Here is a 24,647-nt window from a genome sequence, read left to right as displayed (position 1 = left end):
CCGCGTGGAAGTCCTTCGGCTCGGACGTCACGGTCATCGAGGGCCTCAAGCACCTCGTCCCGGTCGAGGACGAGAACTCCTCCAAGCTTCTCGAGCGCGCCTTCCGCAAGCGCGGCATCAAGTTCAACCTCGGCACGTTCTTCGAGAAGGCCGAGTACACGCAGGACGGCGTCAAGGTCACCCTCGCCGACGGCAAGGAGTTCGAGGCCGAGGTCCTCCTCGTCGCCGTCGGCCGCGGCCCGGTCTCCCAGAACCTCGGTTACGAGGAGCAGGGCGTCGCGATGGACCGCGGCTACGTCCTCGTGGACGAGTACATGCGGACCAACGTCCCCACCATCTCCGCCGTCGGCGACCTGGTCCCGACCCTCCAGCTCGCGCACGTCGGCTTCGCCGAGGGCATCCTGGTGGCGGAGCGCCTGGCCGGTCTGAAGACCGTTCCGATCGATTACGACGGTGTCCCGCGGGTGACGTACTGCCACCCGGAGGTCGCCTCCGTGGGTCTGACCGAGGCCAAGGCCAAGGAGATCTACGGCGCGGACAAGGTCGTCGCCCTCAAGTACAGCCTGGCGGGCAACGGCAAGAGCAAGATCCTCAAGACCTCGGGCGAGATCAAGCTCGTCCAGGTCAAGGACGGTGCCGTGGTCGGCGTCCACATGGTCGGCGACCGCATGGGCGAGCAGGTCGGCGAGGCCCAGCTGATCTACAACTGGGAGGCGCTGCCGGCCGAGGTCGCCCAGCTCGTCCACGCCCACCCGACGCAGAACGAGGCGCTCGGCGAGGCCCACCTGGCCCTGGCCGGCAAGCCGCTGCACGCCCACGACTGAGCCTTCGGTCACGGACGACGACACAGACTTCCGCAATTCGTAAGGAGCAACCGAAACCATGCCGGTTTCCGTAACCCTTCCGGCGCTCGGCGAGAGCGTCACCGAGGGCACCGTCACCCGATGGCTGAAGGCCGAGGGCGAGCGCGTCGAGGCCGACGAGCCGCTGCTCGAGGTCTCGACCGACAAGGTCGACACCGAGATCCCCGCGCCCGCCGCCGGCGTGCTGGCCTCCATCAAGGTCGCCGAGGACGAGACCGTCGAGGTCGGCGCCGAGCTGGCCGTCATCGACGACGGCACGGGCGCGCCCGCCGCCCCGGCCCCGGCCGCCGCCGAGGCCCCCGCGGCTCCGGCCGCCCCGGCCCCCGTGGCCGAGGCCCCCGCCGCCCCGGCGCCCGCCGCCCCCGCTCCGGCCGCCGCCCCCGCCGCTCCGGCCGGTGGCGCCCAGGGCACGGACGTGGTCCTGCCCGCGCTCGGTGAGTCCGTCACCGAGGGCACCGTCACCCGCTGGCTGAAGGCCATCGGCGAGAGTGTCGAGGCTGACGAGCCGCTGCTCGAGGTCTCCACGGACAAGGTCGACACCGAGATCCCCGCGCCCGTCTCCGGCGTGCTGCTCGAGATCACGGTCGCCGAGGACGAGAGCGCGGAGGTCGGCGCCAAGCTCGCCGTCATCGGCGCCCCGGGCGCGGCTCCGGCCGCTGCCGAGGCCCCCGCCGCTCCGGCCCCGGCCGCCGCTGCCCCGGCTGCGGCTCCCGCCCAGGCCGCCCCCGCTGCCCCGGCTCCGGCTCCGGCGCCTGCCGCCCCCGCTGCCCCGGCCGCTCCGGCGCCCGCCGTCCCGGCCCCGGCCGCGGCTGCTCCGGCCGCGGCTGCTCCGGCCCCGGCCGCCGCTCCCGCCGCCCCGGCTCCGGCCGCCGCGCAGGCCACCGACGAGGGCGCCTACGTCACCCCGCTGGTGCGCAAGCTCGCCGCCGAGAGCGGTGTCGACCTGGCCACCGTCAAGGGCACCGGCGTCGGCGGCCGTATCCGCAAGCAGGACGTCGTCGCCGCCGCCGAGGCCGCGAAGGCCGCCGCTGCCGCCCCGGCTCCGGCCGCTGCCGCCGCCCCGGCCGCTGCCCCGGCCAAGAAGGCCCCGGCGCTGGAGGTCTCCCCGCTGCGCGGCCAGACCGTCAAGATGACCCGCATCCGCAAGGTCATCGGCGACAACATGGTCAAGGCGCTGCAGGAGCAGGCCCAGCTGTCGTCGGTCGTCGAGGTCGACGTCACGCGCCTGATGAAGCTGCGCGCCAAGGCGAAGGACTCCTTCGCGGCCCGCGAGGGCGTCAAGCTCTCCCCGATGCCGTTCTTCGTCAAGGCCGCCGCGCAGGCGCTGAAGGCCCACCCGGTCATCAACGCCCGGATCAACGAGGCCGAGGGGACCATCACCTACTTCGACACCGAGAGCATCGGTATCGCGGTGGACTCCGAGAAGGGCCTGATGACCCCGGTCATCAAGCACGCCGGTGACCTCAACATCGCCGGTATCTCCAAGGCCACGGCCGAGCTGGCGGGCAAGGTCCGCGCCAACAAGATCACCCCGGACGAGCTGTCCGGCGCGACCTTCACCATCTCCAACACCGGTTCGCGCGGCGCCCTGTTCGACACGATCATCGTGCCGCCGGGCCAGGTCGCGATCCTCGGCATCGGTGCCACGGTCAAGCGCCCGGCCGTCCTGGAGACGGAGGAGGGCACGGTCATCGCCGTCCGCGACATGACCTACCTGACCCTCTCCTACGACCACCGCCTGGTCGACGGCGCCGACGCGGCCCGTTACCTGACGGCCGTCAAGGAGATCCTGGAGGCGGGCGAGTTCGAGGTCGAGCTCGGCCTGTAGTCGCCGCCACGTGCCGACGTCGGTGCCTCCGCCCGGATGATCCGGGCGGAGGCACCGACGTTTTTCGGGGGCGCGGGGCCGTGTCGATGTGCGGCTCCGCCGTGTGGGCGCGCCCAGCCATGGACCAGCCGTGTACGACCCGTGCCCGGCCGACGGCAGGCCGACCCGAGCCCCAAGGCGCCGCACCCCACATGTAAGCCTCGTCTCACCTGCACGAAAGCACCCCTCACGCATCCCGCCGAACCGCCGGACGGCTTTATTGTCTAAGCGTCAAAGTCCTCCCTAAGGAGCCCTCATGACCGCCCCCGTCGTCCACTCGCTGCGCGAACAGATCCGCCAGCACATCGTGGAGGGAATCGTCAGCGGGCGCTGGAAGCCGGGCGAGCGGATCGTGGAGCGCCGGATCGCGACCGAACTGGAGGTCAGCCAGACCCCCGTACGCGAGGCACTGCGCGAGCTGGAGTCGCTCCGCCTGATCGAGTCGGCCCCCAACAAGGGTGTACGGGTGCGGAATCTGACCGCCGCCGACCTGGAGGAGAGCTACCCCGTCCGGGCCGGTCTTGAGGCCATCGCGGCCGAACTGGCGGCCGATCGCCTCGGGGAGGACTGCTCGGCCCTGGAGCCGCATGTCGCCGCCCTCTACGAGGCAGACCGCGCGGCCGACGGCACGGCACAGGTCCGCCACACGGTGGGCTTCCACCGCGAGCTGGTCCGCGCGGCCGGCAACTCGGTGCTGCTGCACACCTGGGAGGGGCTGGGCATCGAGGTGTTCACCGCCCTGTCCATCCGCTGGCTGGGGACCGTGCAGCAGTCGTACGCGGAGGAGCACGAGGAGCTGGTGCAGGCGTTCCGCAGGCGGGACCCGAGGATCGCGGACCTGGTCAAAGCGCACGTTCTGGGCTGCGCCCCGCGGGCGTGAGCCGAGGCGCTCCATGGGCGTGAACCAAGGTCATCCCGGGGCACTCACCTGCGAAAACCCGCCCCGGAGGCGTCACCCGGTGCCACAGCCGAAGGCACGGCGTGCCGACTTTCTCGAAATCAAGAGGTTTTACCCCTCCCCCTTTGATCGATCATCGATCAGGGAGTTACAGTCGCCGACGGGCTTGTACCCGAGCCCTCGCCCTGTCCTGCCAAAGACCAAGGGCACCCCCGAACCCTTTTGAGGGAACCCCCTTCGCACTGAGGAAGGCGGCGACATGACCGACCCCAACGCCATCCAGCCGAGCGCGCTCGACCAGCTCCCTGACCGCGACCCGGAGGAGACCGCCGAATGGCAGGCCTCGCTGGACGCCGTCGCGCGGGAGGCCGGTCCGCACCGTGCCGCGTACCTGATGCGCCGCACGCTGGAGCGTGCCGAGGCGGGCGGCGTGGCGCTGCCGAAGCTCCTCGAGACCGACTACGTCAACACCATCCCGACCGCCGCCGAGCCCGCGGTGGACGGTGACGAGGAGATGGAGCGCCGGATCACCGCGTGGAACCGCTGGAACGCGGCCGCGATGGTGACCCGCGGAGCGAAGCACGGCGTCGGCGGCCACATCGCCACCTTCGCCTCGGCGGCGTGGCTGTACGAGACCGGCTTCAACCACTTCTTCAAGGGCAAGGAGGCCGACGGGTCGGGCGACCAGCTCTACATCCAGGGCCACGCCTCCCCCGGCATCTACGCCCGTGCCTTCCTCGACGGCCGTCTCGGCGAGCACCACCTGGACAACTTCCGCCAGGAGGCGGGCGGCAATGGTCTGCCGTCGTACCCGCACCCGCGCCGGCTGCCCTGGCTGTGGGAGTTCCCGACCGTCTCCATGGGCCTCGGCCCGCTGTCGGCGATCTACCAGGCGCGCTTCAACCGCTACCTCACCAACCGCGGCATCAAGGACGTCTCCGCGTCCCACGTGTGGGCGTTCCTCGGCGACGGCGAGATGGACGAGCCCGAGTCGACGGCCGCGCTCGCGCTGGCCAGCCGCGAGGGCCTGGACAACCTGACCTTCGTCATCAACTGCAACCTGCAGCGCCTCGACGGTCCGGTCCGCGCCAACTTCAAGATCGTGCAGGAGCTGGAGGCCCAGTTCCGCGGCGCCGGCTGGAACGTCGTCAAGACGCTGTGGGGCACCGCCTGGGACGAGCTGTTCCAGCTCGACACCACCGGGGCGCTCGTCCGCCGCCTCCGCGAGGTGCCGGACGCCCAGGTGCAGACGTACCAGACGCGCGACGCCGCCTATATCCGCCAGGACTTCTTCGGCAAGGACCCGGCGCTCGTCGAGATGGCGAAGCTGCTGAGCGACGACAAGATCCTCGAGTGCTTCCACTTCTCGCGCGGTGGCCACGAGGCCCGCAAGGTCTTCGCGGCCTACAAGGCGGCCCTCGCGCACAAGGGCGCGCCGACCGTGATCCTGGCCCAGACGGTCAAGGGCCACACCCTCGGTGACGGCTTCGCGTCGAAGAACGCCAACCACCAGATGAAGAAGCTGTCGACGGACGAGTTCAAGACGATGCGTGATCTTCTTGAACTCCCCATCTCCGACGCCCAGTTCACCGACGGTGTGGTTCCCTACGGCCACCCGGGCGCCGACTCCCCCGAGGTCCGCTACCTCCAGGAGCGCCGCGCGGCCCTCGGCGGCCCGGCCCCGGCCCGCCGTGTCCACCCGCTCGCCCCGCTGCCGGCCCCGGCCGAGAAGGCCTTCGCCGCCTTCGACAAGGGCTCCGGCTCGCAGAACGTGGCCACCACCATGGCCTTCGTCCGCCTCGTCAAGGACCTGGTCCGCGACAAGGAGACGGGCAAGCGCTGGGTGCCGATCGTCCCCGACGAGGCGCGCACCTTCGGCATGGAGTCGCTCTTCCCGTCGCTGGGCATCTACTCGCCCAAGGGCCAGACGTACGACCCGGTCGACCGCGACCAGCTGATGTACTACAAGGAGGCCCAGAACGGCCAGATCCTCAACGAGGGGATCACCGAGGCCGGTTCGATGGCCGACTTCATCGCCGCGTCGACGTCGTACGCGACGCACAGCGAGGCGATGATCCCGTTCTACATCTTCTACTCGATGTTCGGCTGGCAGCGCACGGCCGACCAGATGTGGCAGCTCGGCGACCAGCTCGGCCGCGGCTTCCTCGTCGGCGCCACGGCCGGCCGCACCACGCTGACCGGTGAGGGCCTGCAGCACGCCGACGGTCACTCCCCCGTCATCGCCGCGACCAACCCGGCCGCACTGTCGTACGACCCGGCGTTCGCGTACGAGATCGCCGTGATCGTCAAGGACGGTCTGCGCCGCATGTACGGCGAGGCGGCTCCGGGCGAGGACCAGAACGTCTTCTACTACCTGACCGTCTACAACGAGCCCCTGCCGCAGCCCGCCAAGCCGGCCGGCCTCGGCATCGACGAGGGCATCGTCAAGGGCCTGTACCGCTTCAACACGGCGGAGTCGGCGGGCCTCTCGCCGACGGCCAACGCCCCGCGCATCCAGCTGCTGGGCTCCGGTACGGCGATCCACTGGACGCTCGACGCACAGAAGCTGCTCGCCGATGACTGGGGTGTGGCGGCCGACGTGTGGTCCGCGACGTCCTGGACCGAGCTGCGCCGCGACGCGCTGGAGGCGGACGCCGCCCTCCTGCGCGGCGAGGAGCGGGTGCCGTACGTCCGCCAGGCGCTCACCGGCGCCGAGGGCCCGGTCCTCGCGGTCTCCGACTACATGCGCCAGGTCCCGGACCAGATCGCGCAGTGGGTCGAGCAGGACTACTCCTCCCTGGGCGCCGACGGCTTCGGCCTGTCGGACACCCGTGAGGCCGCGCGCCGCCACTTCGGCGTCGACGCCGAGTCGATCGTCGTCGCGGCCCTGGCCCAGCTGGCCAAGCGCGGCGAGGTCCAGGCGTCCGCGGTGAAGGAAGCGCGGGAGAAGTACGGCCTGTAGGACTCTTCGGGCCTGACCGCTCGACGACGAAGGGGTGCGGCTGTTGTGCCGCACCCCTTCGTCGTCGTTTCAGCGGCTCCTCACGGCTTCGCGCCTGATAACAATCCGCCGCACTCCGCGTGCGCCCCACCCGCGCAGGCCCGATGCTGGACCCGTGATGGACGAGATGGAGTTCTGGGAGCTGGTGGACACCACCCGCGAGGCCGCCGAGGGCGACCCCGAGGACCAGGCCGACCTGCTCGTGGAGCAGCTCCTCCAGCTGGACCCGGAGTCGGTCCTGGACTTCGCCCGTCACTTCGAGTCCCGGTACAACCGGGCCTACCGCTGGGACCTGTGGGGGGCCGCCTGGGTGCTACTGGACGGGGCGAGCGACGACGCCTTCGACTTCTTCCGCTGCTGGCTGATCGGCCAGGGCCGGGAGGTCTTCGAGGGCGCCGTGCACGACCCGGACTCGCTGGCCGATCTCCTCGGCGACTTCGACGAGGAGATCGACGGCGACGGCGAGGACCTGGGCTATGCGGCGGACGAGGCGTACGAACAGCTCACCGGCGTCGTCGCCCCGGACCTGGGCATCGCGCCCACGCCCGCCGAACCGGAGGGCACGCCGGTCGACTTCGAGAACGACCGGGTGCTCTCGGAGCGCTATCCCAAGCTGTGGGACCGCTTCAGGGAGTGACGCCCGGGCCCCTCACCTCACGTCACCTCACGGGCACGCGAGCGCGGCCGAACCGGCCGGCTCCCTCGAATCCGTCGAATCCCTCGAATCCGCCGGCTCACTCTCCTCGTCCCGCTCCGCCTCGGCCCGCTCCGCCTCGGCCCGGTCGGACAGGGCGTTGACGGCCGCGTTGAACCGCTCCGGCGAGGTGGGCCGGTCGGGGCCGAGGACGTACTCCTTGAGGGTGCGGCGGTGCGGGGCCATCGGGTCGTGGCGCGGCTCGCGCACCGAGCGCAGGATCTCCGGCAGCCGGGTGCAGTCGCGGTCGAGCAGATAGGCTCCGCCGGCCGTGGTGTAGGCGGCGCGGAACTCCTCGTCGGGCAGGTCCCGGGCGTTGGTGAGGACGTACGGCTTGAGGCTCGCCACGAAGTCGGCGACCACGGAGGAGACGTCGCTGACGAGGATGTCGGCGTCGTTGAAGCACTCGTACAGCGTGGGCAGTTGACCGCGGATCACGAGGTGCCGGTCCGGGCCGCGGCTGTCCCGGAAGAGCCGGTGCCACTCGGCGCGCAGGGCGTGCCACTCGGCCGCGTCGTCGCGTTCGGGCAGCCGCGCCTGACGGGTCTGCTGGGCCGCGTCGCCCCCGGACCGCCCGGTCAGTTCGCCGAGCCGGGCCCTGATCTCCTTCAGCCGCGGCTCGACGGCGGCGAGCGCGGCCTCCGCGCGCGCGGCCCCGCGCCGCTCGTTGTCGGCGCTCAGCATCGCCCGGATCGCGCGGTCGGCGGCGGCCGCCTCGGCCGAGCGGCGGCCGGTGAGCGGGTGCGGCTTGTAGAGGACCCGTACGTTCTCCGCGAGGAGCTTCTCGACGAGGGTCACGCCCATCGGGATCAGGGACGTGTGGCAGTCGTCGTCGCTCCAGCCCTCCCAGGTGGGGGCGTACAGGACGACGGGCAGCGGGCCCGGGATGTGGTCGGCGTGCAGCCGGATCGGGGACAGCTGCGGGCGGCCCACCTCGACGATGGCCTCGTCGCTGATGGCGTGCCGCACGCGCCGGTAGCGGTCCCGGCCGGCCCGGCCGGCCACCCATATCTCGTCGTACACCTTGCTGACGCGGTTGCTGCTGGCGAGCTTGTCGCTGTCGCCGTGGCCGATGAAGACGTGCTTGGCCTCGGCGACGCGCAGCATGTGCACGTTCTTGCCGGCGTTGCCGGGGTAGAGGACGACCCGGACGTCGGACAGTTCCAGCTCGGCCAGGTCGTCGGCCCTGGGCACGCAGACGACCGGGAGCCGGGTACGGCTGAGATGGCGGAACGAGGCGTCCTCGCGCAGGATGATCAACGGGCGCCGGTCGAGCCGCTCCAGCGTCTCGATCCACATGTTGACCTGGTACATGAAGTCCCGGGACACCGCCGCGAAGCTGAAGTACAGCGCCACCTCGGGCCGGTATGCGGCCAGTTGGCGGTTGACCTCGCGGATCACGTCCCCGCGCGACGGCATGCGGCGGGCCCGGAGGAACTGCCGCATCAGCGCCAGTACGGCGGCCACGGCGAGCCCGGTCGTCAGCGCGTAGCCGATCTCCGCCGGGTACCAGGTCCCGCTCGCCAGCGTGACGAGCAGCCCCGCGTGGGCCGGCAGGTCGAGGTGCAGCAGCTTGCGCAGGAAGCGCTGGTGGAGATACCTGGGCGGCTGCTCGGGGATGCCCGCCTCGCTCATGTCGAGATTGCGTACGACCACCGGCACCACGCGCCGCCGGCGGATGGCGTGATGGACGGCCGAGTAGAGCATCACCAGCGCGAAGTGGGCGCCGAAGACGGCCAGTCCGGCGATCACCACGGCGTTCGGTGCCTTCATCCGGTCGGCCAGGGCGAGCAGCATCACCGACCGGACGACGAAGCGGAGCGTGCGGTCGAGCTGCAGCGCCGACAGCCGGCGGACGAACGCGGGAGCCCGGTGGTGCAGCACCTCGTCCGCGAGGTAGCTGACCGCCGACACGGCGGCGAATCCCCACAGTGACGGCAGCAGAGCGAACACGGGCAGCGCCGTGAAGCTCAAGCCGAGCAGGAGCACCAGGATCAGGTCGGTCGCCCCGCGCACCCGCAGAACAGCACACAACCATCGGACCATCATCGACAAGCCTTCCCCCCAGGAAGCGCGTGAGGCAGCAACGCTGTTGTTCGCCAGTTCGACGTGAGAGGGAGGTAAAAGGTTGTACACCTTCTGGACGGATGGAATTCATCCTTGATCGGCTGTGGGGTTCACCTTTGATCGCCGAGGGGGTTCGCCTTCGTCCCGGTTGCGCGGTTTCTGCTTGGCCGGCGGTGGCGCCGGCGGCATCCTGCCCTGCAACCGGGCCGCCCGCTCCCTGATCTGCGGCAGCAGGGCGCTGAGGGCCGCGCCCGGGCAGTTGGTCGGGTAGCCGTCGTTGTGGCCCGCCAGGGTCGGCAGGGTGGCGGTGGTGCCGGCCTGGTAGCGGCTGAGGCCGTTGCTGGAGACGAGGCGGGTCCTGCCCCGTGGGTCGACGTCGGACAGGCCCAGCTTCCAGGCGGCCAGCGCGGCGATCGCGTCGGTCATCGCGCGGGGCACGGGGACACCGGCCGTGAAGGTGCCGATCGCGGCGATACCCGCGGTGCGGTGGTTGAAGCCCTGGGTGTGGGCGCCGGTGACGCCGCGCTCGACGCCGCCCGCGCGGCCCTCGTAGATCGTGCCGCAGCGGTCGACGAGGAAGTTGTAGCCGATGTCGTCCCAGCTGCGGGCCCCGGTCTGGCCCTCGTACAGGTAGCGGATGATGCGCGGCGTGTCCGCGCAGGCGTAGCCGTTGGGCGAGTCGGTGTGGTGGACGAAGACGGCGACGACCTTGTCGTCGTAGCGCGGGGGCGGCTGCGAGTGCCCGGTGGAGCTGTCCAGCCAGGCGGACCGCGGCACGATGCGGGGCCTGGCCGCGCGGTGCGCCGGCGCCGCGCTGGGGCCCGCGTGCTGGGCGGGCCGGCCCGTGCTGACAGGGTTCCCGATGCCACGGGCCCACAGCGCCGACGCGAGGACGGAGGCGAGGACGGACAGCCCGCCGAGCGCGACCAGGACGGCGCGGGGCAGGCGCGGGAGGAACCATCCCCGTCGGGCGAGGAACCATCCCCGTCGGACAAGGGACCATCTCCGTCGAAAGGCACACATGGTGTCACTCTGAGTGAGCCACTCCCGGCCCGCGATGTGCGTTCTGCCACCCGGCGGAACCATCCTCCCCGTCCGGGACGTTTCTGGGGGTACACGCATGTGTGACCGGTTCCGGCATCACGGACCGGTTCCGGTCCCGCGCGTGACTGATCACTGGACCCGTCCCGCTCGTATGAACTCGCATGAAGGGGGTCCGAGAGAAAGGCGGCTCCGTGGACCTGCTCGACCTGCTGCTCGTGCTGGTGGTCCTCGCTTACGCGGGGTCCGGTTACCGGCGCGGCCTGGTGGCCGGCTGTGTCTCGCTGGCGGGCTTCGTCGGCGGCGCGGTCGTGGGCGTGTGGATCCTGCCGTGGGTGATGGGCCTCGTCGTCCGCGGTACGGCGATGGCGACGGTGATCGCGGTGCTGACGGTGCTGGTCCCGGCGGGGCTGGGGCACGAGCTGGCCGGGCGCCTGGCGCTGCGGCTTCGGCGCGGGCTGGACCGGGGGCCGCTGCGGGTGCTGGACGGGGTCGGCGGGGCGGCGGCCAACTCGGTCGCGGTGCTGCTCGTGGCCTGGCTGGCGGCGAGCGTGCTGGGCGCCTCCACGCTGCCGGCGGTGACCACGGCGATACGCGGCTCGGCGGTGCTGGGCGCCGTACAGACCGCGATGCCGGACACCACTCCGCCGTGGTTCTCGCGGGCCACGTCCGCGCTGACGGAGGCGGGGTTCCCGCAGGTCTTCAACCCGTTCGAGAACGAGTCGACCGCCACGGTTCCCGCGCCCTCCGGGGACAGCGTGACGACGGACGCCACGAGGTCCGCGCGGCTGAGCACGGTGAAGGTCGAGGGCGTCTCGGGCGCCGAGGGCCGCGAGGGCAGCGGGTTCGTCTACGCGGCGGGGCATGTGATGACCAACGCGCACGTGGTGGCGGGCATCGACCGCCCGACCGTGCGGATCGGCGGTGTCGGGCGGCCGTACGAGGCCCGGGTGGTGCTCTTCGACCCGGGCAAGGACGTGGCCGTGCTGTACGTGCCCGGGCTGAGCGCTCCGGTGCTGCACTTCGACGACAGTGCCGCGCGCGGCGAGTCGGCGGTCGTCGCGGGCTATCCGCAGGACGGCGGCCTGACGCTGCGGGCGGCGACGGTGGCGAACCGGGTGCGGGCGACGGGCCGGGACATCTACGGCCGCGACATGGTCACCCGCGAGATCTACTCGATCCGCTCGACGATACGCCCCGGCAACTCCGGTGGCCCGCTGCTGGCCGGCGACGGCCGGGTGTACGGCGTGGTCTTCGCCCGCTCCGTGTCCGACACCCAGACCGGCTACGTCCTGACGGCCGACGAGGTGGCCCCCGACGCCCGGCGCGGGGAGAACGCGACGGAGCGGGTGGACACCGGGGAACTGGTCACGGAGTGAGGCTCTCCGGGGCGGGGCTCAGAGGGGCCGCCCCATGCTGATGTCGTCCACGTAGACGCCGTCGAGCAGGAACTCCTCCGGCATCACCCCCTCCACCACGAACCCCTCGGACTCGTAGAGCTTGCGGGCCGCGATGTTGTGCCCGAGGACGCGCAGGGTGATCCGCCGGGCGCCGCGGCGGCGGGCCTCCTCGACGGCGGCACGGATCAGCGCTCGGCCGACGCCCCGGCCACGGGCCTCGTCGGCGACGGCGAGGCCCTGGATCTGGCGTACGTGCGCGTTCGAGGCGAGCGGGGTCGGAAAGCCGAGGCGGACGTAGCCGACGACGCGGCGGTCGAGCTCGGCGACCAGGCAGTCGTCCGGCCGGTGCCGCTCGCTGAAGAACGGCGGGTACGGCGGCTGGGGTTCGGGCGTGACCGCGTGCAGGGTCGACCAGGCGAGCCGGTCGAGGAGGGCCAGGTCTTCGTCGTCGTCGGCCAGGGCGGCGCGTATGGAGGGATCCGGCATGCCGGTCACCCTATGTCGGCCGACAGGAGCACCTCACCGGGTTTCCGGGTCGCCGCACCGTCATGCTGGGGTGCATGGAACGTTCGCGAATCGCGGTGGCCGGCGCGTCCGGTCTCATCGGCAGCGCTCTGGTGCGGTCCCTGGCCGCGGACGGGCACGAGGTGGTGCGCCTGGTGCGCCGGGCGCCCCGGGATGCGGGCGAGGTGCGCTGGGACCCCGGCCGGCAGTACGTGGACACGGACAAGCTCGCCGGCTGTGACGTCGTGGTCAACCTCGCGGGCGCCGGGGTGGGCGACCGCCGCTGGACCGACGAGTACAAGCGGCGGATCAGGGACAGCCGGGTGCTCGGGACGGCGACGCTAGCGAAGGCCCTGGCCGGTCTCGACAAGCCGCCGCGCGTCTTCGTGAACGGGAGCGCGATCGGCATCTACGGCGAGACCGGGGAGCATGCCGCCGACGAGCGGACACCGCCCGGGAAGGGCTTCCTGCCCTTGGTGTGCGTGGAGTGGGAGGCGGCCGCGGCGCCCGCACAGGAGGCGGGCATCCGCACGGCGTTCCCACGCACCGGGCTGGTGGTGGCCCGCGGGGGCGGCGCGTGGGGCAAGATGTTCCCGCTGTTCGAGGCCGGGCTCGGCGGCCGGCTGGGCGACGGGCATCAGTACTGGTCGTTCGTCGCGCTGCGGGACGAGGTCGCCGCCATCCGCCACCTCATCGACCGGGACGACCTGTCCGGCCCGTTCAACGTGACCGCCCCGCACCCACTGACGAACCGTCAGATCACGGCGGCGATGGGCCGGGTCCTGAACCGCCCGACGTTCCTCAGCGTCCCGGAGCCCCTCCTGCGCCTCACCCTGGGCGAGATGGCCGGCGACGTCCTGTCCAGCCAACGGGTGCTTCCGACACGGCTGTTGGAGTCGGGCTTCACGTTCGAGTACCCGGGGATCGAGGACGCGATCCGGGCGGCCTGACGCACTCCCCCGACCGTATGCGACCGTCGTGCGACCGTGCCCTGCCCATGCGCGACTGTCGCCGACCGATCACGGCCCTAACCTCGACCCGAACTCGGGTATCCCCGGAGTCTGTTGGGGGCATGACGTCTCCACCGGCCGCGCAACCTCGAGGAGGGGCCTCGTGCTTGAGCCCGCGTACCAGGCGGACGTCGTCATCGTGGGAGCCGGGATCGCCGGACTCTCGGCGGCCCATCGGCTGACCAGAGCAGGAGTGGCGACCGCGGTCCTGGAGGCCGCTCCTTGTGTGGGCGGCCGTATGTCGACCGAGAAGGTCGACGGCTTCCGGCTCGACCGGATCGGACAGCTGCTGTCCACGTCGTACCCCGAACTGCGCCTGGCCCCGGGCCTCGACGACCTCGTCCTGCGCCCCTTCGCACCCGGCGTCCTGCTGCACCGCGACGGGCGCCGGCACCGTGCGGGCGCATTGGGGAGCGCAGGGAGCGCAAGGGGCGCACTGCACGTAGTGCGCGCCCTGGCGGCCAACGCCCCCAGGCCCTCGGCCCCGTCCTCCGCGGGGGCCGGGGGCGAGCGGGCCCAGGCCTTGGGAGCCGCGCGCTCCCCCATGCTCGGCTTCGGGGTGCCGCTGCGGCTGCGCGCCGAGCTCGCCCGGATCGCCGCCACGCCCGTCGAACGCATCCTGGCCCGCCCCGAGTCGTCCACCGCGCAGGCCCTCGCCTCCCGCGGCGCGGGCGCCCGTACCCTCGACGGCTTCCTGCGGCCGCTGCTCGCCGCCCTGCTGTGCGACCCGGAGCTGACGACGTCCAGCCGGTGTGCCGACCTGGCGCTGCGCTCCTTCGCGAGCGGGCGGCTGTGCGTGCCGGAGGGCGGGGCGGATGCGCTGCCCGAGCTGCTCGCCCGGGCGCTGCCGCCGGGCACCGTGCACACCGGCGTCCGGGCCACCTCCGTCTCCACGACGTCGGTGACCACCGACCACGGCGAGATCCGCTGCCGTGCGGTCCTGGTGGCGACCGACGCGCGCGCCGCGGCCGCCCTGCTGCCCGGCCTGCGGGTGCCGGACTTCCACCCGGTGACGGTGGTGCACCACGCGACCGACGAGCCGCCCGCCACCGGTGCGTCCCTGCTCCTCGACTCCGACCGCGGCGGTCCCGTCGCGCACACCGCGGTCGTCAGCGAGGTCGACCCGAGCCGCGCGCCCGCCGGCCGGGCGCTGGTCTCGTCGACCGTCCTGGGCACTCCCCCCGAGGACGTGGACGCCGCCGTACGCACGCATCTGTCCCGGCTGTACGGCACCTCGACCCGCCGCTGGGAGACCCTCGCCGTGCACCACACTCCCGAGGCCGTCCCCGCGATGCGCCCGCCGCACGACCTGAGGCGTCCGGTACGGCTGCTGGCGGGCCTGTACGTGTGCGGCGACCACCGGGACACCAGCACCGTGCAGGGCGCCCTGCACTCCGCCCACCGGGCCGCGTCGGCGATCCTGACGGACCTGGACGCGGCGGGCTCGATGCACCGCACGGACCCCGTGCCGTCGGCACGGAACGCGGCCTGAGCGGGCGGCGGGGCGGGCCCCCTGCCCGGGAAACCGGAGGCACGCCCGCCGCCCGCATCCGGCGCCGGGCCCCGTCACCCCAGCGCGGCCACCTTCTCGCGGTACCCCCGCACCGGTGCCGCGTCCTTGTAGGGCTCCAGCCGGTGCTCGAAGTCCCTGACGTACTCGATCGCCCGTACCGAGCGCATCTCCACCGCATGCCCGGCCGCCTCGGCCGCCAGCGTGCAGGCCTGGTCGAGCTCGCCGAGGCCCAGGCGGGCGGTGGCGAGGACGACGCGGCAGAACAGGCGGCTGCGGGCGTACGAGGGGGCGCGCAGTTGCAGGGAGCGCTCCGCGTGCTGCGCGGCGGCGCGGAACTGCTGCAGGTCCCGGTGGCAGTGCCCGAGGTCGTCGGCGAGCTGCGCCTCGTCGAAGAAGCGTCCCCAGTGCGGGACGTCGTCCCCGGGCCGGGCCGCCTCCAGCGCGCGCTCGGCCCGGACCAGCGCGCCGGTGCACGCCCGCACCTCGCCCAGGAGGCCGTGCGCCCGCGCCTCGGCGGAGTGCAGCAGGGCCTGCACGACGGGCGGTGCGCTCGTCCCGACCCCCTGCTGCGCCACCCGCGCCAGCTGGACCGCCTCCCGCCCGTGCCCGAGGTAGACGGCCTGGCGGCTCATCGTGACCAGGACGTAGGAGCCGTAGGCCCGGTCGCCCGCCGCCTGGGCGAGCCGCAGCGCCTGCACGAAGTAGCGCTGGGCGAGCCCGTGCGCGGCGATGTCGTACGACGTCCAGCCCGCGAGCCGGGTCAGGTCGGCCGCGGCGGCGAACAGGCGGCGGCCCGTCTGCTCGCCGTAGGTGCCGCGCAGTATCGGCTCGCACTCGTGCTCCAGATAGCGCACCAGGGCCTGCCGGGCGTGCCCGCCGCCGTACTGGTCGTCGAGGGAGCGGAACAGCTCGCCGACCGAGCGCAGCGCGGCGATGTCGCCGCCGGTGACCTTCTGGCCGGGGCCGCGGTCGGCGTGGCCGCGCGGACGGGCCGGTGGCGCGCCCTGCTCGGGCGGGACGGTGGGCCCGGGGGTTGCGGGGCGCCCCTGGGCGGGCACCATCGGGTCGGCCTCGCCGCGGGCCACCCGGTCGTCGGCCCGGCCGATCAGCCAGTCGCGGCTGGGTACGACGAGGCCCGCCGGGGTGAACGCGATCTTGCGGAGCTCGGCATGGCTGCCGGAGTCCTTGCGCCACAGCCCGCTGACGATGTCGACGGCCTCCTCGGGCGTGGCGGCGAACTCCAGCCCGGCGTACACCGGCGCACAGGCGTCCAGACCGAGGTCCTGGGCCGTGAGCCGGCGCCCGAGCCGGCGCGTGAAGGCCTCGGCGATGAGCGCGGGCGTGGTGCCCCGGGGTTGCTGGCCCCGCAGCCAGCGGGTCACCGAGGTCTTGTCGTATCTGAGATCCAGCCCGTGTTCGATACCGAGCTGGTCCACGCGGCGGGCCAGACCCGCATTGGAGAACCCCGCTTCTGCGATGAGCGCGGCGAGCTGGCGGTTGGGCGTGCGCTGCGCGGGTCGTTCGGTCATCTGCGGTGCGGTCTCCTGCCTTCCGGGCTGCCTAAGTGCCCGGATTGCCTGCGAGCAGCCCTTATGGCCTCATGGACGGCGCGAATGTAGCGGAGCGTGAGTGGGCGATCACACGCTTCCCCTCGCATTCATCCGATCGTGTGAGGATCGCCCGCGGGGCTGACGCGCACGGGCCAGTCGTACAGTGGCGTGGGCGCCTTACGCGCCTGACACACCCATCGCCGAGGGAGGCGCTTGCCGTGAGTGGATTGCGGTTCGTCCGCATGGGGTTCGGCGCGGACGCCGTCGACTACCAGGAGGCCTGGGACGAGCAGCGCCGGGTGCACGCGGCCCGGTTCGCCGACGAGGCCCCCGACACCGTCCTGCTCCTGGAACACCCGCCCGTCTACACGGCCGGGCGCCGCACCGAGGACAGCGAGCGCCCGCTCGACGGCACGCCGGTCATCGACGTGGACCGCGGCGGCAAGATCACCTGGCACGGCCCCGGCCAGCTGGTCGGCTACCCGATCCAGAAGCTCCCGCGCCCGGTGGACGTGGTCGCGCACGTACGGCGCCTGGAGGACGCGCTGATCCGCACCTGCGCGGAGTTCGGCCTGGAGGCCACCCGGGTCGAGGGCCGCAGCGGCGTGTGGGTCCTCGGCGACCCGGTCGAGCGGCGGCCGTCGATCGGCGGCCTCTCCCTCGACCTCGACCCGCGGCTGAACGACGAGGAGTTCGACCCGCGCCTCAACGGCCCCGAGTACGCACCCTCCAACGCCGGCCAGCGCCGCGAGGACCGCAAGATCGCCGCGATCGGCATCCGCGTCGCCAAGGGCGTCACGATGCACGGCTTCTCGTTCAACGTGAACCCCGACAACAAGTGGTTCGACCGGATCATCCCGTGCGGGATCCGCGACGCCGGGGTCGCCTCGCTCGCCGGCGAGCTCGGGCGGGACGTCACCATCGACGAGGTCCTGCCGGTGGTCGAGCGGCACCTGAGGGACGTACTCGAGAACGCGGATCTCAAGCCCCGTGTGATCGAGAAGACAACCGCCTGACAGCGGGAATCGACCCCGGGGCCCGGAGGTTGTCCTCCCGGAAAGGCCCGACAAGCACGGGCGTACGCTGGTGTACGCCGAAGAATCGAAGATTACTCAAGCAATCAGCAGGGAGCCGGTCGTGTCCGCAGTCGCACCCGACGGACGCAAGATGCTGCGCCTGGAGGTCCGCAACAGCCAGACCCCCATCGAGCGCAAGCCCGAGTGGATCAAGACCCGGGCGAAGATGGGTCCCGAGTACACGAAGATGCAGAACCTCGTGAAGGGCGAGGGCCTGCACACGGTCTGCCAGGAAGCCGGCTGTCCGAACATCTACGAGTGCTGGGAGGACCGCGAGGCGACCTTCCTCATCGGCGGCGACCAGTGCACCCGGCGCTGCGACTTCTGCCAGATCGACACCGGCAAGCCCGAGGCCCTCGACCGCGACGAGCCGCGCCGCGTGGGCGAGTCCGTGGTCACCATGGACCTGAACTACGCCACCATCACCGGCGTCGCCCGCGACGACCTGGAGGACGGCGGCGCCTGGCTGTACGCGGAGACGGTCCGCCAGATCCACCGGCAGACGGCGGACCGCACGGCCGGCCGTACGAAGGTCGAACTGCTGGCGCCCGACTTCAACGCCGTGCCCGAGCAGCTGGCCGAGGTCTTCGAGTCGCGCCCCGAGGTCTTCGCGCACAACGTCGAGACGGTGCCGAGGATCTTCAAGCGGATCCGCCCCGGCTTCCGCTACGAGCGCTCGCTGAAGGTCATCACCGAGGCCCGCGACTTCGGCCTGGTCACCAAGTCGAACCTGATCCTCGGCATGGGCGAGACGCGCGAGGAGATCAGCGAGGCGCTCCAGCAGCTGCACGACGCCGGCTGCGAGCTGGTCACCATCACGCAGTACCTGCGCCCGAGCGTGCGCCACCACCCCGTGGAGCGCTGGGTCAAGCCGCACGAGTTCGTGGAACTGAAGGAGGAAGCCGAGGAGATCGGCTTCTCGGGCGTGATGTCGGGCCCGCTGGTACGGTCCTCCTACCGTGCCGGGCGCCTGTACCAGATGGCCATCGAGAAGCGCGGCACGTACATCGCCGCCCAGGCCGTCTGACACACCGTCACCCTCCTTGCGCCGCAAGCCGACTTGGGGCGCGTGTGAATTCGAGCACAGAGAGCTACCCATCGGTAGTGGCCGATACGACGCGGTCCTGACCGTCCTCGCAGTTGGGGGCGTACGTCAGGGCCGCGTCACCGTTTCGGACCCCCCGTAGCGGCTTCACCGGTGTTTGACCGGCCAGTCACGCCCTGGTAACACCAATCAGTGACCCTGGAATCACGCCTCGTACACCCCGACCCGAAGCCGCTCCGAGGGGGGACCTCCACCATGCAGGCCGCGCCCGTCCGCGCCACCGCCATCCCGTCCTTCACCGACGCGCTCCGCGCCGTCGAGTCGCTGCTGATGAGCGGCGGTCAGCGCACCGCCCGCCGAAACGCCTGGACCTCGGTCCTGGAGGACCGCCGCCGGGCCAAAGACCGGGTCGAGGCCGAGCGCGTCCTGGAGCAGGCCGCCTCCCCCCGTTCCTGACGCCCCGCTGCCCGGTCATCGCCCTGCGGGACCGCGGGCCACCGCTCTGCGGGCACTCCCTTCGAAGGCGCTCCGGGGGCCACGTAGACTCGTGGCATGGCGAGGAAGGAAACCGCGGCGAACGCTGCGAACACCGGGCGACTGAAGCAGATCGCTCTGACCTACAAGATGACCAGCAAGGCCGACCCCAAGATCGGTCTTGTGCTCGCGGCTGTCGGCATCATCACCTTCGGTGTCCTCCTCGCGATCGGCTTCGTGCTCGGTCACCCGATCTATCTGGGCATCCTGGGGCTGCTGCTCGCCCTGCTCGCGATGGCGATCGTGTTCGGCCGCCGGGCCGAGCGGGCCGCCTTCGGGCAGATGGAGGGGCAGCCGGGCGCCGCCGCGGCCGTCCTGGACAACATCGGCCGGGGCTGGACGACGACGCCGGCGGTGGCGATGAACCGCAGCCAGGACGTGGTGCACCGGGCGGTCGGCAAGGCCGGCATCGTCCTGGTCGCCGAGGGCAACCCGAACCGGGTGAAGTCGCTGCTGGCCGCCGAGAAGAAGAAGATGGCCCGCATCGTCGCGGACGTCCCGGTGCACGACGTGATCGTCGGCACGGGCGAGGGCCAGGTCGAGCTGAAGAAGCTGCGCACGACCCTGATGAAGTTCCCGCGCGTCATGACCGGCCCGCAGGTCACCACGACCACCGACCGGCTGCGCGCCATGGGCGACCTGATGAGCAACATGCCGCTGCCCAAGGGCCCGATGCCGAAGGGCGCTCGGATGCCGAAGGGCGGACCGAAGGCGCGCTAGTCCGCCGACGCGATAACACCATCTGCAGGCCGCTGTACGTCGCTCCACGTCGAAGGGGGCGCCCGGATCACACCGGGCGCCCCCTTCGACGTACGAGCCACATGTCGACGTACGAGCCACATGTCGACGTAGAGCTAGATGCGGACCTGCACCGTGCGCGCCAGCCGATCGTGCAGTCCGCGTCCGTCGCGGTCCCAGATCAGGGCCGGGACGGCGAGGAACAGCAGGACCGTGCGCAGCAGGGCGCGCATCGGGTTGACCCGGCCGGTGTCCAGGGCGACCACGCGCAGCCCGAAGAGCCGCTTGCCCGGGGTGGAGCCGACCGAGCCGAGGGTGAGGACCAGCAGGACGAAGAGGATGAGCGGTGCCCAGACCCGGGCCGCCTCGTTGTAGCTGTCCGCGATCAGTCCGTATGCGATCAGGAGGCACAGGCCCCAGTCGACGGCCAGTGCCCCGAGCCGTCGTCCCGGGCGGGCGATCGAGCCGGGTCCCTCCTCCGGGAGGCCGAGCTGCTCGCCCCGGTATCCGAAGTCGGCGCCGACGTCCTCCATGGCCGCGCGCGGCCCGGAGAGCCACGCTCCCATTGCTTGCCTGTTGTCCACCGGTCCACGGTACTGCGCCCCGGAATGACGGGGAGACGCCGGGGGGTGTCGGGTCTACCGTTGAAGCGGGGTCGGTTAACTTCAGCGAAACAAATGGGTCACGCCCGAGAAATCACCCGTCCTTAGGGTCGGTGCCAGCGTGTGCCACTGGACTGGCCGCACGAACGATCTACCACCCCGGCACGGACGGTCGGGAGTAGGAGGAGCTGGATGTTCCAGAACGCCGACGAGGCCAAGAAGTTCATCGCGGACGAGGACGTCAAGTTCGTCGACGTCAGGTTCTGCGACCTGCCGGGCGTCATGCAGCACTTCACGGTGCCCGTCGATGCGTTCGACCCGGACGAGGAGCTCGCCTTCGACGGATCGTCGATCCGTGGTTTCCAGGCGATCCACGAGTCCGACATGGCGCTGCGCGCGGACCTGTCGACCGCCCGGGTCGACCCCTTCCGCCGTGACAAGACGCTGAACATCAACTTCTTCATCCACGACCCGATCACGGGCGAGCAGTACTCCCGTGACCCGCGCAACGTGGCGAAGAAGGCCGAGGCCTACCTCGCCTCCACGGGCATCGCGGACACCGCGTTCTTCGGCCCCGAGGCCGAGTTCTACGTCTTCGACAGCGTGCGCTTCAAGACCGCCGAGAACGAGGCCTTCTACCACATCGACTCCGAGGCCGGCGCCTGGAACACCGGTGCCCTGGAGGACAACCGCGGTTACAAGGTCCGCTACAAGGGCGGCTACTTCCCGGTCCCGCCGGTCGACCACTTCGCCGACCTGCGCGCCGAGATCTCCCTGGAGCTGGAGCAGAACGGCCTCAAGGTCGAGCGCCAGCACCACGAGGTCGGCACCGCCGGCCAGGCCGAGATCAACTACAAGTTCAACACGCTGCTCGCGGCCGCCGACGACCTCCAGCTCTTCAAGTACATCGTGAAGAACGTCGCCTGGCGCAACGGCAAGACGGCCACCTTCATGCCGAAGCCGATCTTCGGCGACAACGGCTCGGGCATGCACGTCCACCAGTCGCTGTGGGCGGGCGGCGAGCCGCTCTTCTACGACGAGCAGGGCTACGCCGGCCTGTCGGACATGGCCCGCTACTACATCGGCGGCATCCTCAAGCACGCCCCGTCGCTGCTGGCCTTCACCAACCCGACGGTGAACTCCTACCACCGTCTGGTGCCGGGCTTCGAGGCGCCGATCAACCTGGTGTACTCGCAGCGCAACCGCTCCGCCGCGATGCGTATCCCGATCACGGGCTCCAACCCGAAGGCCAAGCGCGTCGAGTTCCGCGCGCCCGACTCCTCCGGCAACCCGTACCTGGCCTTCTCGGCCCTGCTCCTCGCGGGCCTTGACGGCATCAAGAACAAGATCGAGCCGGCCGAGCCGATCGACAAGGACCTCTACGAGCTGGCTCCCGAGGAGCACGCCAACGTGGCCCAGGTCCCGACCTCGCTCCCGGCCGTCCTCGACCGGCTGGAGGCCGACCACGAGTTCCTCCTCCAGGGCGACGTCTTCACGCCGGACCTGATCGAGACGTGGATCGACTACAAGCGCACGAACGAGATCGCGCCGCTGCAGCTGCGTCCGCACCCGCACGAGTTCGAGCTGTACTACGACGTGTAAGCGTGTAGCTCGCAAGGCCGAGGGCCGCCACCCAGGAGTTGAATACTCCGGGTGGCGGCCCTCGGCCGTCCGCTACGGCGGGATCGCTACGCGCCCCCGTGCTCTCATGGCACGACGATCACGACGACGCTGCTGCCGAAGCCGTTGCTGTAGAAGCCGTTACCGAAGCCGTTGTTGAAGCCGTTGTTGAAGCCGCTGTTGAAGCCGTAGAAGCCGCTGTAGCAGCCGTTGAAGCCGCCACGGCCACAGAAGTGGTTGTGGTTGCTGGGAACACTCTGCGGGGCGGCCGAAGCCGTACCCGCGGCGCCGATCGCGGCTCCGGAGGCCATCAGAACTCCGACAGCGGACACCGCGAAGAGACGCCTAGCCCGTCGTGCTTTCATGGACACACCTTCCTTACACCTCGCCTTCCACCGCCGTGCGGGCTCCCGAAAGCCACGTGTGGCTCCTGGGGCACGGGGTGGATGGCCGCGGCCGCAAAGGAAAAGTACGGCGCGGTCGTGGGTTGCCGCCTGAGTACGAGAGGCACCTCTGGTCCCGCTGGCTGCGGGCGTGCCTCGCTGTCGCGGCCCTTCACCCCAAAAGGCTAGCCGCCCGTCGACCACCCGGCATCCGGAGCGGATCGAGGACCGCGCGGTGCAACCTTCCGCGCCTCACGGAGTCCTATACACCGGGGATGATCATCCTCCTCGACGGCTGGACACGAAAGGTGACCGTGCATGTCCCAACAGGGCGACTGGCAAAGCGAGTTCAACCACAGGTGGGCGAGCTCCGCCGACCACAAGGAGCCCTCCGCCCGGGCCCGTATGCTCGCCGCCCGCTGGAAGGAGAACCCGCCGGAGCCGGTCCCCTTCCGCGCCGATCCGCAGCCGGTGGCGGCGCGCCGGTCCTCCTGGATATCGACGGCCGTGGTCCTCGGCAGCGTGGCCGCCGTGATCCTGCTGCTCGGCTACGTCCAGACCCGTGCCTTCTACTGATACCCGCACCTTCTGCTGATACCGGGGCGGGTGCACACTGGACATCGGGACACGTACCTGAGTGTCAGGTGCGTGCCCGACTGCGGGGCGAAGGCCCACCGCGATGCCCGACTGCGGGGTGATACAGATGCAGAGTCGCTTCCGGAGCGATCGGCGGCTGACCGCGCGCATGGGGGTCACGCTGTTCCTGCTCGGGTTGCTCTACGTGGCGTTCGTCGCCGCGCTGATCGTGCTGCTGAAGTCCTGGGTGCTGGTCGTCGTGGTCGCGGCGGGGCTGCTCCTGGCGCAGTACTGGTTCTCCGACCGGGTCGCGCTGTACGCGATGCACGGCCGGGTCGTGGAGCGCGAGGAGTATCCCGAGCTGCACGGGGTGGTCGACCGGCTGTGCGCCCAGGCGGACATGCCGAAACCAGTGGTCGCCGTATCGGGCATGGATATGCCGAACGCGTTCGCGACCGGCCGCAATCCCGACCACGCCGTGCTCTGCGTGACCACCGGACTGCTGCGGCGGCTGGAACCCGGGGAGCTGGAGGGCGTCCTCGCGCACGAGCTGTCGCACGTGGCGCACAAGGACGTCGCCGTGATCACGGTCGCGTCCTTCCTCGGTGTGCTCGCGGGCCTGATGGTGCGGTTCGCCTTCTACTCGCAGCTCTTCCGCGGGCGCAAGGACCAGAACACCCTCATCGTCTTCGCCGGCGTGATGGGCGTCTCGGCGGCCGTCTACGCGATCAGCTTCCTGCTGATCCGGGCGCTGTCGCGGTACCGGGAGCTGGCCGCGGACCGCTCCGCGGCCTACCTCACCGGGCGTCCCTCGGCGCTCGCCTCCGCGCTCACCAAGGTCTCCGGGGAGATAGCCCGGATCCCGACGAAGGACCTGCGCACGGCCCAGGCCTTCAACGCCTTCTTCTTCACGCCCGCCCTCGGTGCCACGCCCGGCATCTCCCGCCTCTTCTCGACCCACCCCAGCCTGGAGCAGCGGCTGGAGCAGCTGGGCCGGATCTCGGCCGAGCTGGGTGAGGCGGCGATGCCGGGGAGAACGGGCTGAGCATGGGGTTGCTGGACATCCTCCTGGGCCGTACGAAGCCCGTCGCGCCCGACCTCGACCGGCTGTTCGCGCTGCCGTCGGCGGCCGTGACGCTCCAGGCGGCGACCGGCTTCACGCCGACCGGGTCGGGTGCGGTGTGCTTCGCCACGGTCGAGGGCGCGGCCTTCGAGCAGACGCACCGGGAGGTCCAGGCCCTGCTCGACGCGGACGCCGGCCGGCGAGGCCCACCGGTGGCCCTCCACCGGGACGAGTACGGCTACTCCTGGCTGGTGTCGCTGCGCACCCCGGACGAGCTGCCGCAGCTGGTCACCGACCTGCACGCGGTGAACAGCGCCCTGGAGGCCGACGGCTTCGGCCCGCAGCTGCTGTGCTCACTGGCCGGTTTCGAGAACACGGCCGCGGACACCGCGACGGCCGACGGCGGGCGGCGCCTCGCCCTGGTCTACCTCTACAAGCGGGGCACCTTCTACCCCTTCGCACCGCTGCCCGGCGCGGCGGAACGGCGCGACAGCGCGCTGGAGTTGCAGGTGAAGTCGGTGCTCGCGGACGACCTGCGGATCGAGCCGGACCTGAGCCGCTGGTTCCCGGTGTGGGGTGCCCCCGGTCTGTGACCGGAGGCA

22 protein-coding genes are annotated in these 24,647 nt (G+C 71.5%); 16 read left to right on the top strand and 6 right to left on the bottom strand.

What is annotated here, in order from left to right:
- The 5 genes from ABZ910_RS24855 to ABZ910_RS24835 all read left to right on the top strand — a co-directional run.
- Window positions 1-824 (top strand): FAD-dependent oxidoreductase (locus ABZ910_RS24855; RefSeq protein WP_361368929.1); only part of this gene is annotated, 824 nt, incomplete at its 5' end.
- 58 nt (window positions 825-882) lie between these two features.
- Window positions 883-2,691 (top strand): 2-oxoglutarate dehydrogenase, E2 component, dihydrolipoamide succinyltransferase, encoded by a 1,809-nt coding sequence (gene sucB / locus ABZ910_RS24850; protein ID WP_361368927.1) that lies wholly within the window; start codon window positions 883-885, stop codon window positions 2,689-2,691.
- Window positions 2,692-2,986: 295 nt separating this feature from the next.
- Entirely contained in the window at window positions 2,987-3,610 is a 624-nt protein-coding gene (locus ABZ910_RS24845) for a GntR family transcriptional regulator (protein WP_361368926.1), read from the top strand.
- A 277-nt stretch (window positions 3,611-3,887) separates the two neighbouring features.
- Window positions 3,888-6,590 carry a pyruvate dehydrogenase (acetyl-transferring), homodimeric type gene (aceE, locus tag ABZ910_RS24840; protein ID WP_361368924.1) on the top strand — a complete coding sequence of 901 codons (2,703 nt, stop codon included), beginning with the start codon at window positions 3,888-3,890 and terminating at the stop codon, window positions 6,588-6,590.
- Between the two features lie 157 nt (window positions 6,591-6,747).
- Window positions 6,748-7,266: a DUF4240 domain-containing protein gene (locus tag ABZ910_RS24835; RefSeq protein ID WP_361368949.1), complete on the top strand. Its 519-nt coding sequence runs from the start codon at window positions 6,748-6,750 to the stop codon at window positions 7,264-7,266.
- Between the two features lie 27 nt (window positions 7,267-7,293).
- Here ABZ910_RS24835 and ABZ910_RS24830 read toward each other — a convergent pair whose 3' ends face one another.
- Together ABZ910_RS24830 and ABZ910_RS24825 are read right to left on the bottom strand one after the other, a co-directional pair.
- Window positions 7,294-9,357 carry a hypothetical protein gene (locus ABZ910_RS24830; protein WP_361368922.1) on the bottom strand — a complete coding sequence of 688 codons (2,064 nt, stop codon included), beginning with the start codon at window positions 9,355-9,357 and terminating at the stop codon, window positions 7,294-7,296.
- Between the two features lie 120 nt (window positions 9,358-9,477).
- Complete coding sequence (locus ABZ910_RS24825) at window positions 9,478-10,512, bottom strand: peptidoglycan recognition protein (protein WP_361368921.1); 1,035 nt, start codon at window positions 10,510-10,512, stop codon at window positions 9,478-9,480.
- A gap of 113 nt (window positions 10,513-10,625) precedes the next feature.
- On the opposite strand from ABZ910_RS24825, the gene ABZ910_RS24820 reads away from it, so the two are divergent.
- Complete coding sequence (locus ABZ910_RS24820) at window positions 10,626-11,810, top strand: MarP family serine protease (RefSeq protein ID WP_361368919.1); 1,185 nt, start codon at window positions 10,626-10,628, stop codon at window positions 11,808-11,810.
- Between the two features lie 18 nt (window positions 11,811-11,828).
- Here ABZ910_RS24820 and ABZ910_RS24815 read toward each other — a convergent pair whose 3' ends face one another.
- Complete coding sequence (locus ABZ910_RS24815) at window positions 11,829-12,317, bottom strand: GNAT family N-acetyltransferase (RefSeq protein ID WP_361368917.1); 489 nt, start codon at window positions 12,315-12,317, stop codon at window positions 11,829-11,831.
- 74 nt (window positions 12,318-12,391) lie between these two features.
- On the opposite strand from ABZ910_RS24815, the gene ABZ910_RS24810 reads away from it, so the two are divergent.
- Both ABZ910_RS24810 and ABZ910_RS24805 read left to right on the top strand, forming a co-directional pair.
- Window positions 12,392-13,285 (top strand): TIGR01777 family oxidoreductase, encoded by an 894-nt coding sequence (locus ABZ910_RS24810; RefSeq protein WP_361368915.1) that lies wholly within the window; start codon window positions 12,392-12,394, stop codon window positions 13,283-13,285.
- A gap of 163 nt (window positions 13,286-13,448) precedes the next feature.
- Window positions 13,449-14,837, top strand: coding sequence for an NAD(P)/FAD-dependent oxidoreductase (locus tag ABZ910_RS24805; protein WP_361368913.1), 1,389 nt, complete (start codon window positions 13,449-13,451; stop codon window positions 14,835-14,837).
- Window positions 14,838-14,911: 74 nt separating this feature from the next.
- On the opposite strand, the gene ABZ910_RS24800 is transcribed toward ABZ910_RS24805, so the two are convergent.
- Window positions 14,912-16,387: a regulator gene (locus tag ABZ910_RS24800; protein WP_361368911.1), complete on the bottom strand. Its 1,476-nt coding sequence runs from the start codon at window positions 16,385-16,387 to the stop codon at window positions 14,912-14,914.
- A gap of 239 nt (window positions 16,388-16,626) precedes the next feature.
- On the opposite strand from ABZ910_RS24800, the gene lipB reads away from it, so the two are divergent.
- The 4 genes from lipB (at window position 16,627) to ABZ910_RS24780 (ending at window position 19,783) form a co-directional block, all read left to right on the top strand.
- A complete protein-coding gene (lipB, locus tag ABZ910_RS24795) occupies window positions 16,627-17,424 on the top strand; it encodes a lipoyl(octanoyl) transferase LipB (RefSeq protein WP_361368909.1) in 798 nt (265 codons plus the stop codon).
- A gap of 121 nt (window positions 17,425-17,545) precedes the next feature.
- A complete protein-coding gene (gene lipA / locus ABZ910_RS24790; RefSeq protein ID WP_361368907.1) occupies window positions 17,546-18,511 on the top strand; it encodes a lipoyl synthase in 966 nt (321 codons plus the stop codon).
- A 273-nt stretch (window positions 18,512-18,784) separates the two neighbouring features.
- Window positions 18,785-18,985: a hypothetical protein gene (locus ABZ910_RS24785; protein WP_361368947.1), complete on the top strand. Its 201-nt coding sequence runs from the start codon at window positions 18,785-18,787 to the stop codon at window positions 18,983-18,985.
- Window positions 18,986-19,081: 96 nt separating this feature from the next.
- Complete coding sequence (locus tag ABZ910_RS24780) at window positions 19,082-19,783, top strand: DUF4191 domain-containing protein (protein WP_361368905.1); 702 nt, start codon at window positions 19,082-19,084, stop codon at window positions 19,781-19,783.
- Window positions 19,784-19,917: 134 nt separating this feature from the next.
- Here the strand turns inward: ABZ910_RS24780 and ABZ910_RS24775 are convergent, their stop codons facing one another.
- On the bottom strand, window positions 19,918-20,385 hold the full coding sequence (locus tag ABZ910_RS24775; RefSeq protein ID WP_361368903.1) for an RDD family protein: 468 nt from the start codon (window positions 20,383-20,385) through the stop codon (window positions 19,918-19,920).
- 210 nt (window positions 20,386-20,595) lie between these two features.
- Between ABZ910_RS24775 and glnA the strand changes: the two genes are divergently transcribed.
- Entirely contained in the window at window positions 20,596-22,005 is a 1,410-nt protein-coding gene (glnA, locus tag ABZ910_RS24770; protein ID WP_361368901.1) for a type I glutamate--ammonia ligase, read from the top strand.
- Window positions 22,006-22,109: 104 nt separating this feature from the next.
- Here the strand turns inward: glnA and ABZ910_RS24765 are convergent, their stop codons facing one another.
- The gene (locus ABZ910_RS24765) at window positions 22,110-22,388 is read right to left on the bottom strand and encodes a hypothetical protein (RefSeq protein ID WP_361368899.1); all 279 of its coding nucleotides are present in this window, start codon (window positions 22,386-22,388) and stop codon (window positions 22,110-22,112) included.
- A gap of 336 nt (window positions 22,389-22,724) precedes the next feature.
- Here ABZ910_RS24765 and ABZ910_RS24760 point away from each other — a divergent pair, with 336 nt between their 5' ends.
- The 3 genes from ABZ910_RS24760 (at window position 22,725) to ABZ910_RS24750 (ending at window position 24,638) form a co-directional block, all read left to right on the top strand.
- Entirely contained in the window at window positions 22,725-22,982 is a 258-nt protein-coding gene (locus tag ABZ910_RS24760; RefSeq protein ID WP_361368897.1) for a hypothetical protein, read from the top strand.
- Between the two features lie 127 nt (window positions 22,983-23,109).
- Complete coding sequence (gene htpX / locus ABZ910_RS24755) at window positions 23,110-24,027, top strand: zinc metalloprotease HtpX (RefSeq protein WP_361368895.1); 918 nt, start codon at window positions 23,110-23,112, stop codon at window positions 24,025-24,027.
- A gap of 2 nt (window positions 24,028-24,029) precedes the next feature.
- Complete coding sequence (locus ABZ910_RS24750; protein WP_361368893.1) at window positions 24,030-24,638, top strand: hypothetical protein; 609 nt, start codon at window positions 24,030-24,032, stop codon at window positions 24,636-24,638.
- The last annotated feature ends 9 nt before the right edge of the window (window positions 24,639-24,647 follow it).

The organism is Streptomyces sp. NPDC046805, assembly GCF_040645355.1.
Taxonomy (GTDB): domain Bacteria; phylum Actinomycetota; class Actinomycetes; order Streptomycetales; family Streptomycetaceae; genus Streptomyces.
The sequence above is the reverse complement of the archived record's forward strand: the minus strand, read 5'-3'. Positions and strand labels throughout refer to the sequence as shown.

What these genes read in the sequence shown, in the direction of transcription:
- sucB (WP_361368927.1), top strand. Translation starts at nt 883, where the DNA reads ATGCCGGTTTCCGTAACCCTTCCGGCGCTCGGCGAGAGCGTCACCGAG.
- ABZ910_RS24845 (WP_361368926.1), top strand. Translation starts at nt 2,987, where the DNA reads ATGACCGCCCCCGTCGTCCACTCGCTGCGCGAACAGATCCGCCAGCAC.
- aceE (WP_361368924.1), top strand. Translation starts at nt 3,888, where the DNA reads ATGACCGACCCCAACGCCATCCAGCCGAGCGCGCTCGACCAGCTCCCT.
- ABZ910_RS24835 (WP_361368949.1), top strand. Translation starts at nt 6,748, where the DNA reads ATGGACGAGATGGAGTTCTGGGAGCTGGTGGACACCACCCGCGAGGCC.
- ABZ910_RS24825 (WP_361368921.1), bottom strand. Translation starts at nt 10,512, where the DNA reads ATGCGTGTACCCCCAGAAACGTCCCGGACGGGGAGGATGGTTCCGCCG.
- ABZ910_RS24815 (WP_361368917.1), bottom strand. Translation starts at nt 12,317, where the DNA reads ATGCCGGATCCCTCCATACGCGCCGCCCTGGCCGACGACGACGAAGAC.
- ABZ910_RS24810 (WP_361368915.1), top strand. Translation starts at nt 12,392, where the DNA reads ATGGAACGTTCGCGAATCGCGGTGGCCGGCGCGTCCGGTCTCATCGGC.
- ABZ910_RS24800 (WP_361368911.1), bottom strand. Translation starts at nt 16,387, where the DNA reads ATGACCGAACGACCCGCGCAGCGCACGCCCAACCGCCAGCTCGCCGCG.
- ABZ910_RS24785 (WP_361368947.1), top strand. Translation starts at nt 18,785, where the DNA reads ATGCAGGCCGCGCCCGTCCGCGCCACCGCCATCCCGTCCTTCACCGAC.
- ABZ910_RS24780 (WP_361368905.1), top strand. Translation starts at nt 19,082, where the DNA reads ATGGCGAGGAAGGAAACCGCGGCGAACGCTGCGAACACCGGGCGACTG.
- glnA (WP_361368901.1), top strand. Translation starts at nt 20,596, where the DNA reads ATGTTCCAGAACGCCGACGAGGCCAAGAAGTTCATCGCGGACGAGGAC.
- ABZ910_RS24765 (WP_361368899.1), bottom strand. Translation starts at nt 22,388, where the DNA reads ATGAAAGCACGACGGGCTAGGCGTCTCTTCGCGGTGTCCGCTGTCGGA.
- ABZ910_RS24760 (WP_361368897.1), top strand. Translation starts at nt 22,725, where the DNA reads ATGTCCCAACAGGGCGACTGGCAAAGCGAGTTCAACCACAGGTGGGCG.
- htpX (WP_361368895.1), top strand. Translation starts at nt 23,110, where the DNA reads ATGCAGAGTCGCTTCCGGAGCGATCGGCGGCTGACCGCGCGCATGGGG.
- ABZ910_RS24750 (WP_361368893.1), top strand. Translation starts at nt 24,030, where the DNA reads ATGGGGTTGCTGGACATCCTCCTGGGCCGTACGAAGCCCGTCGCGCCC.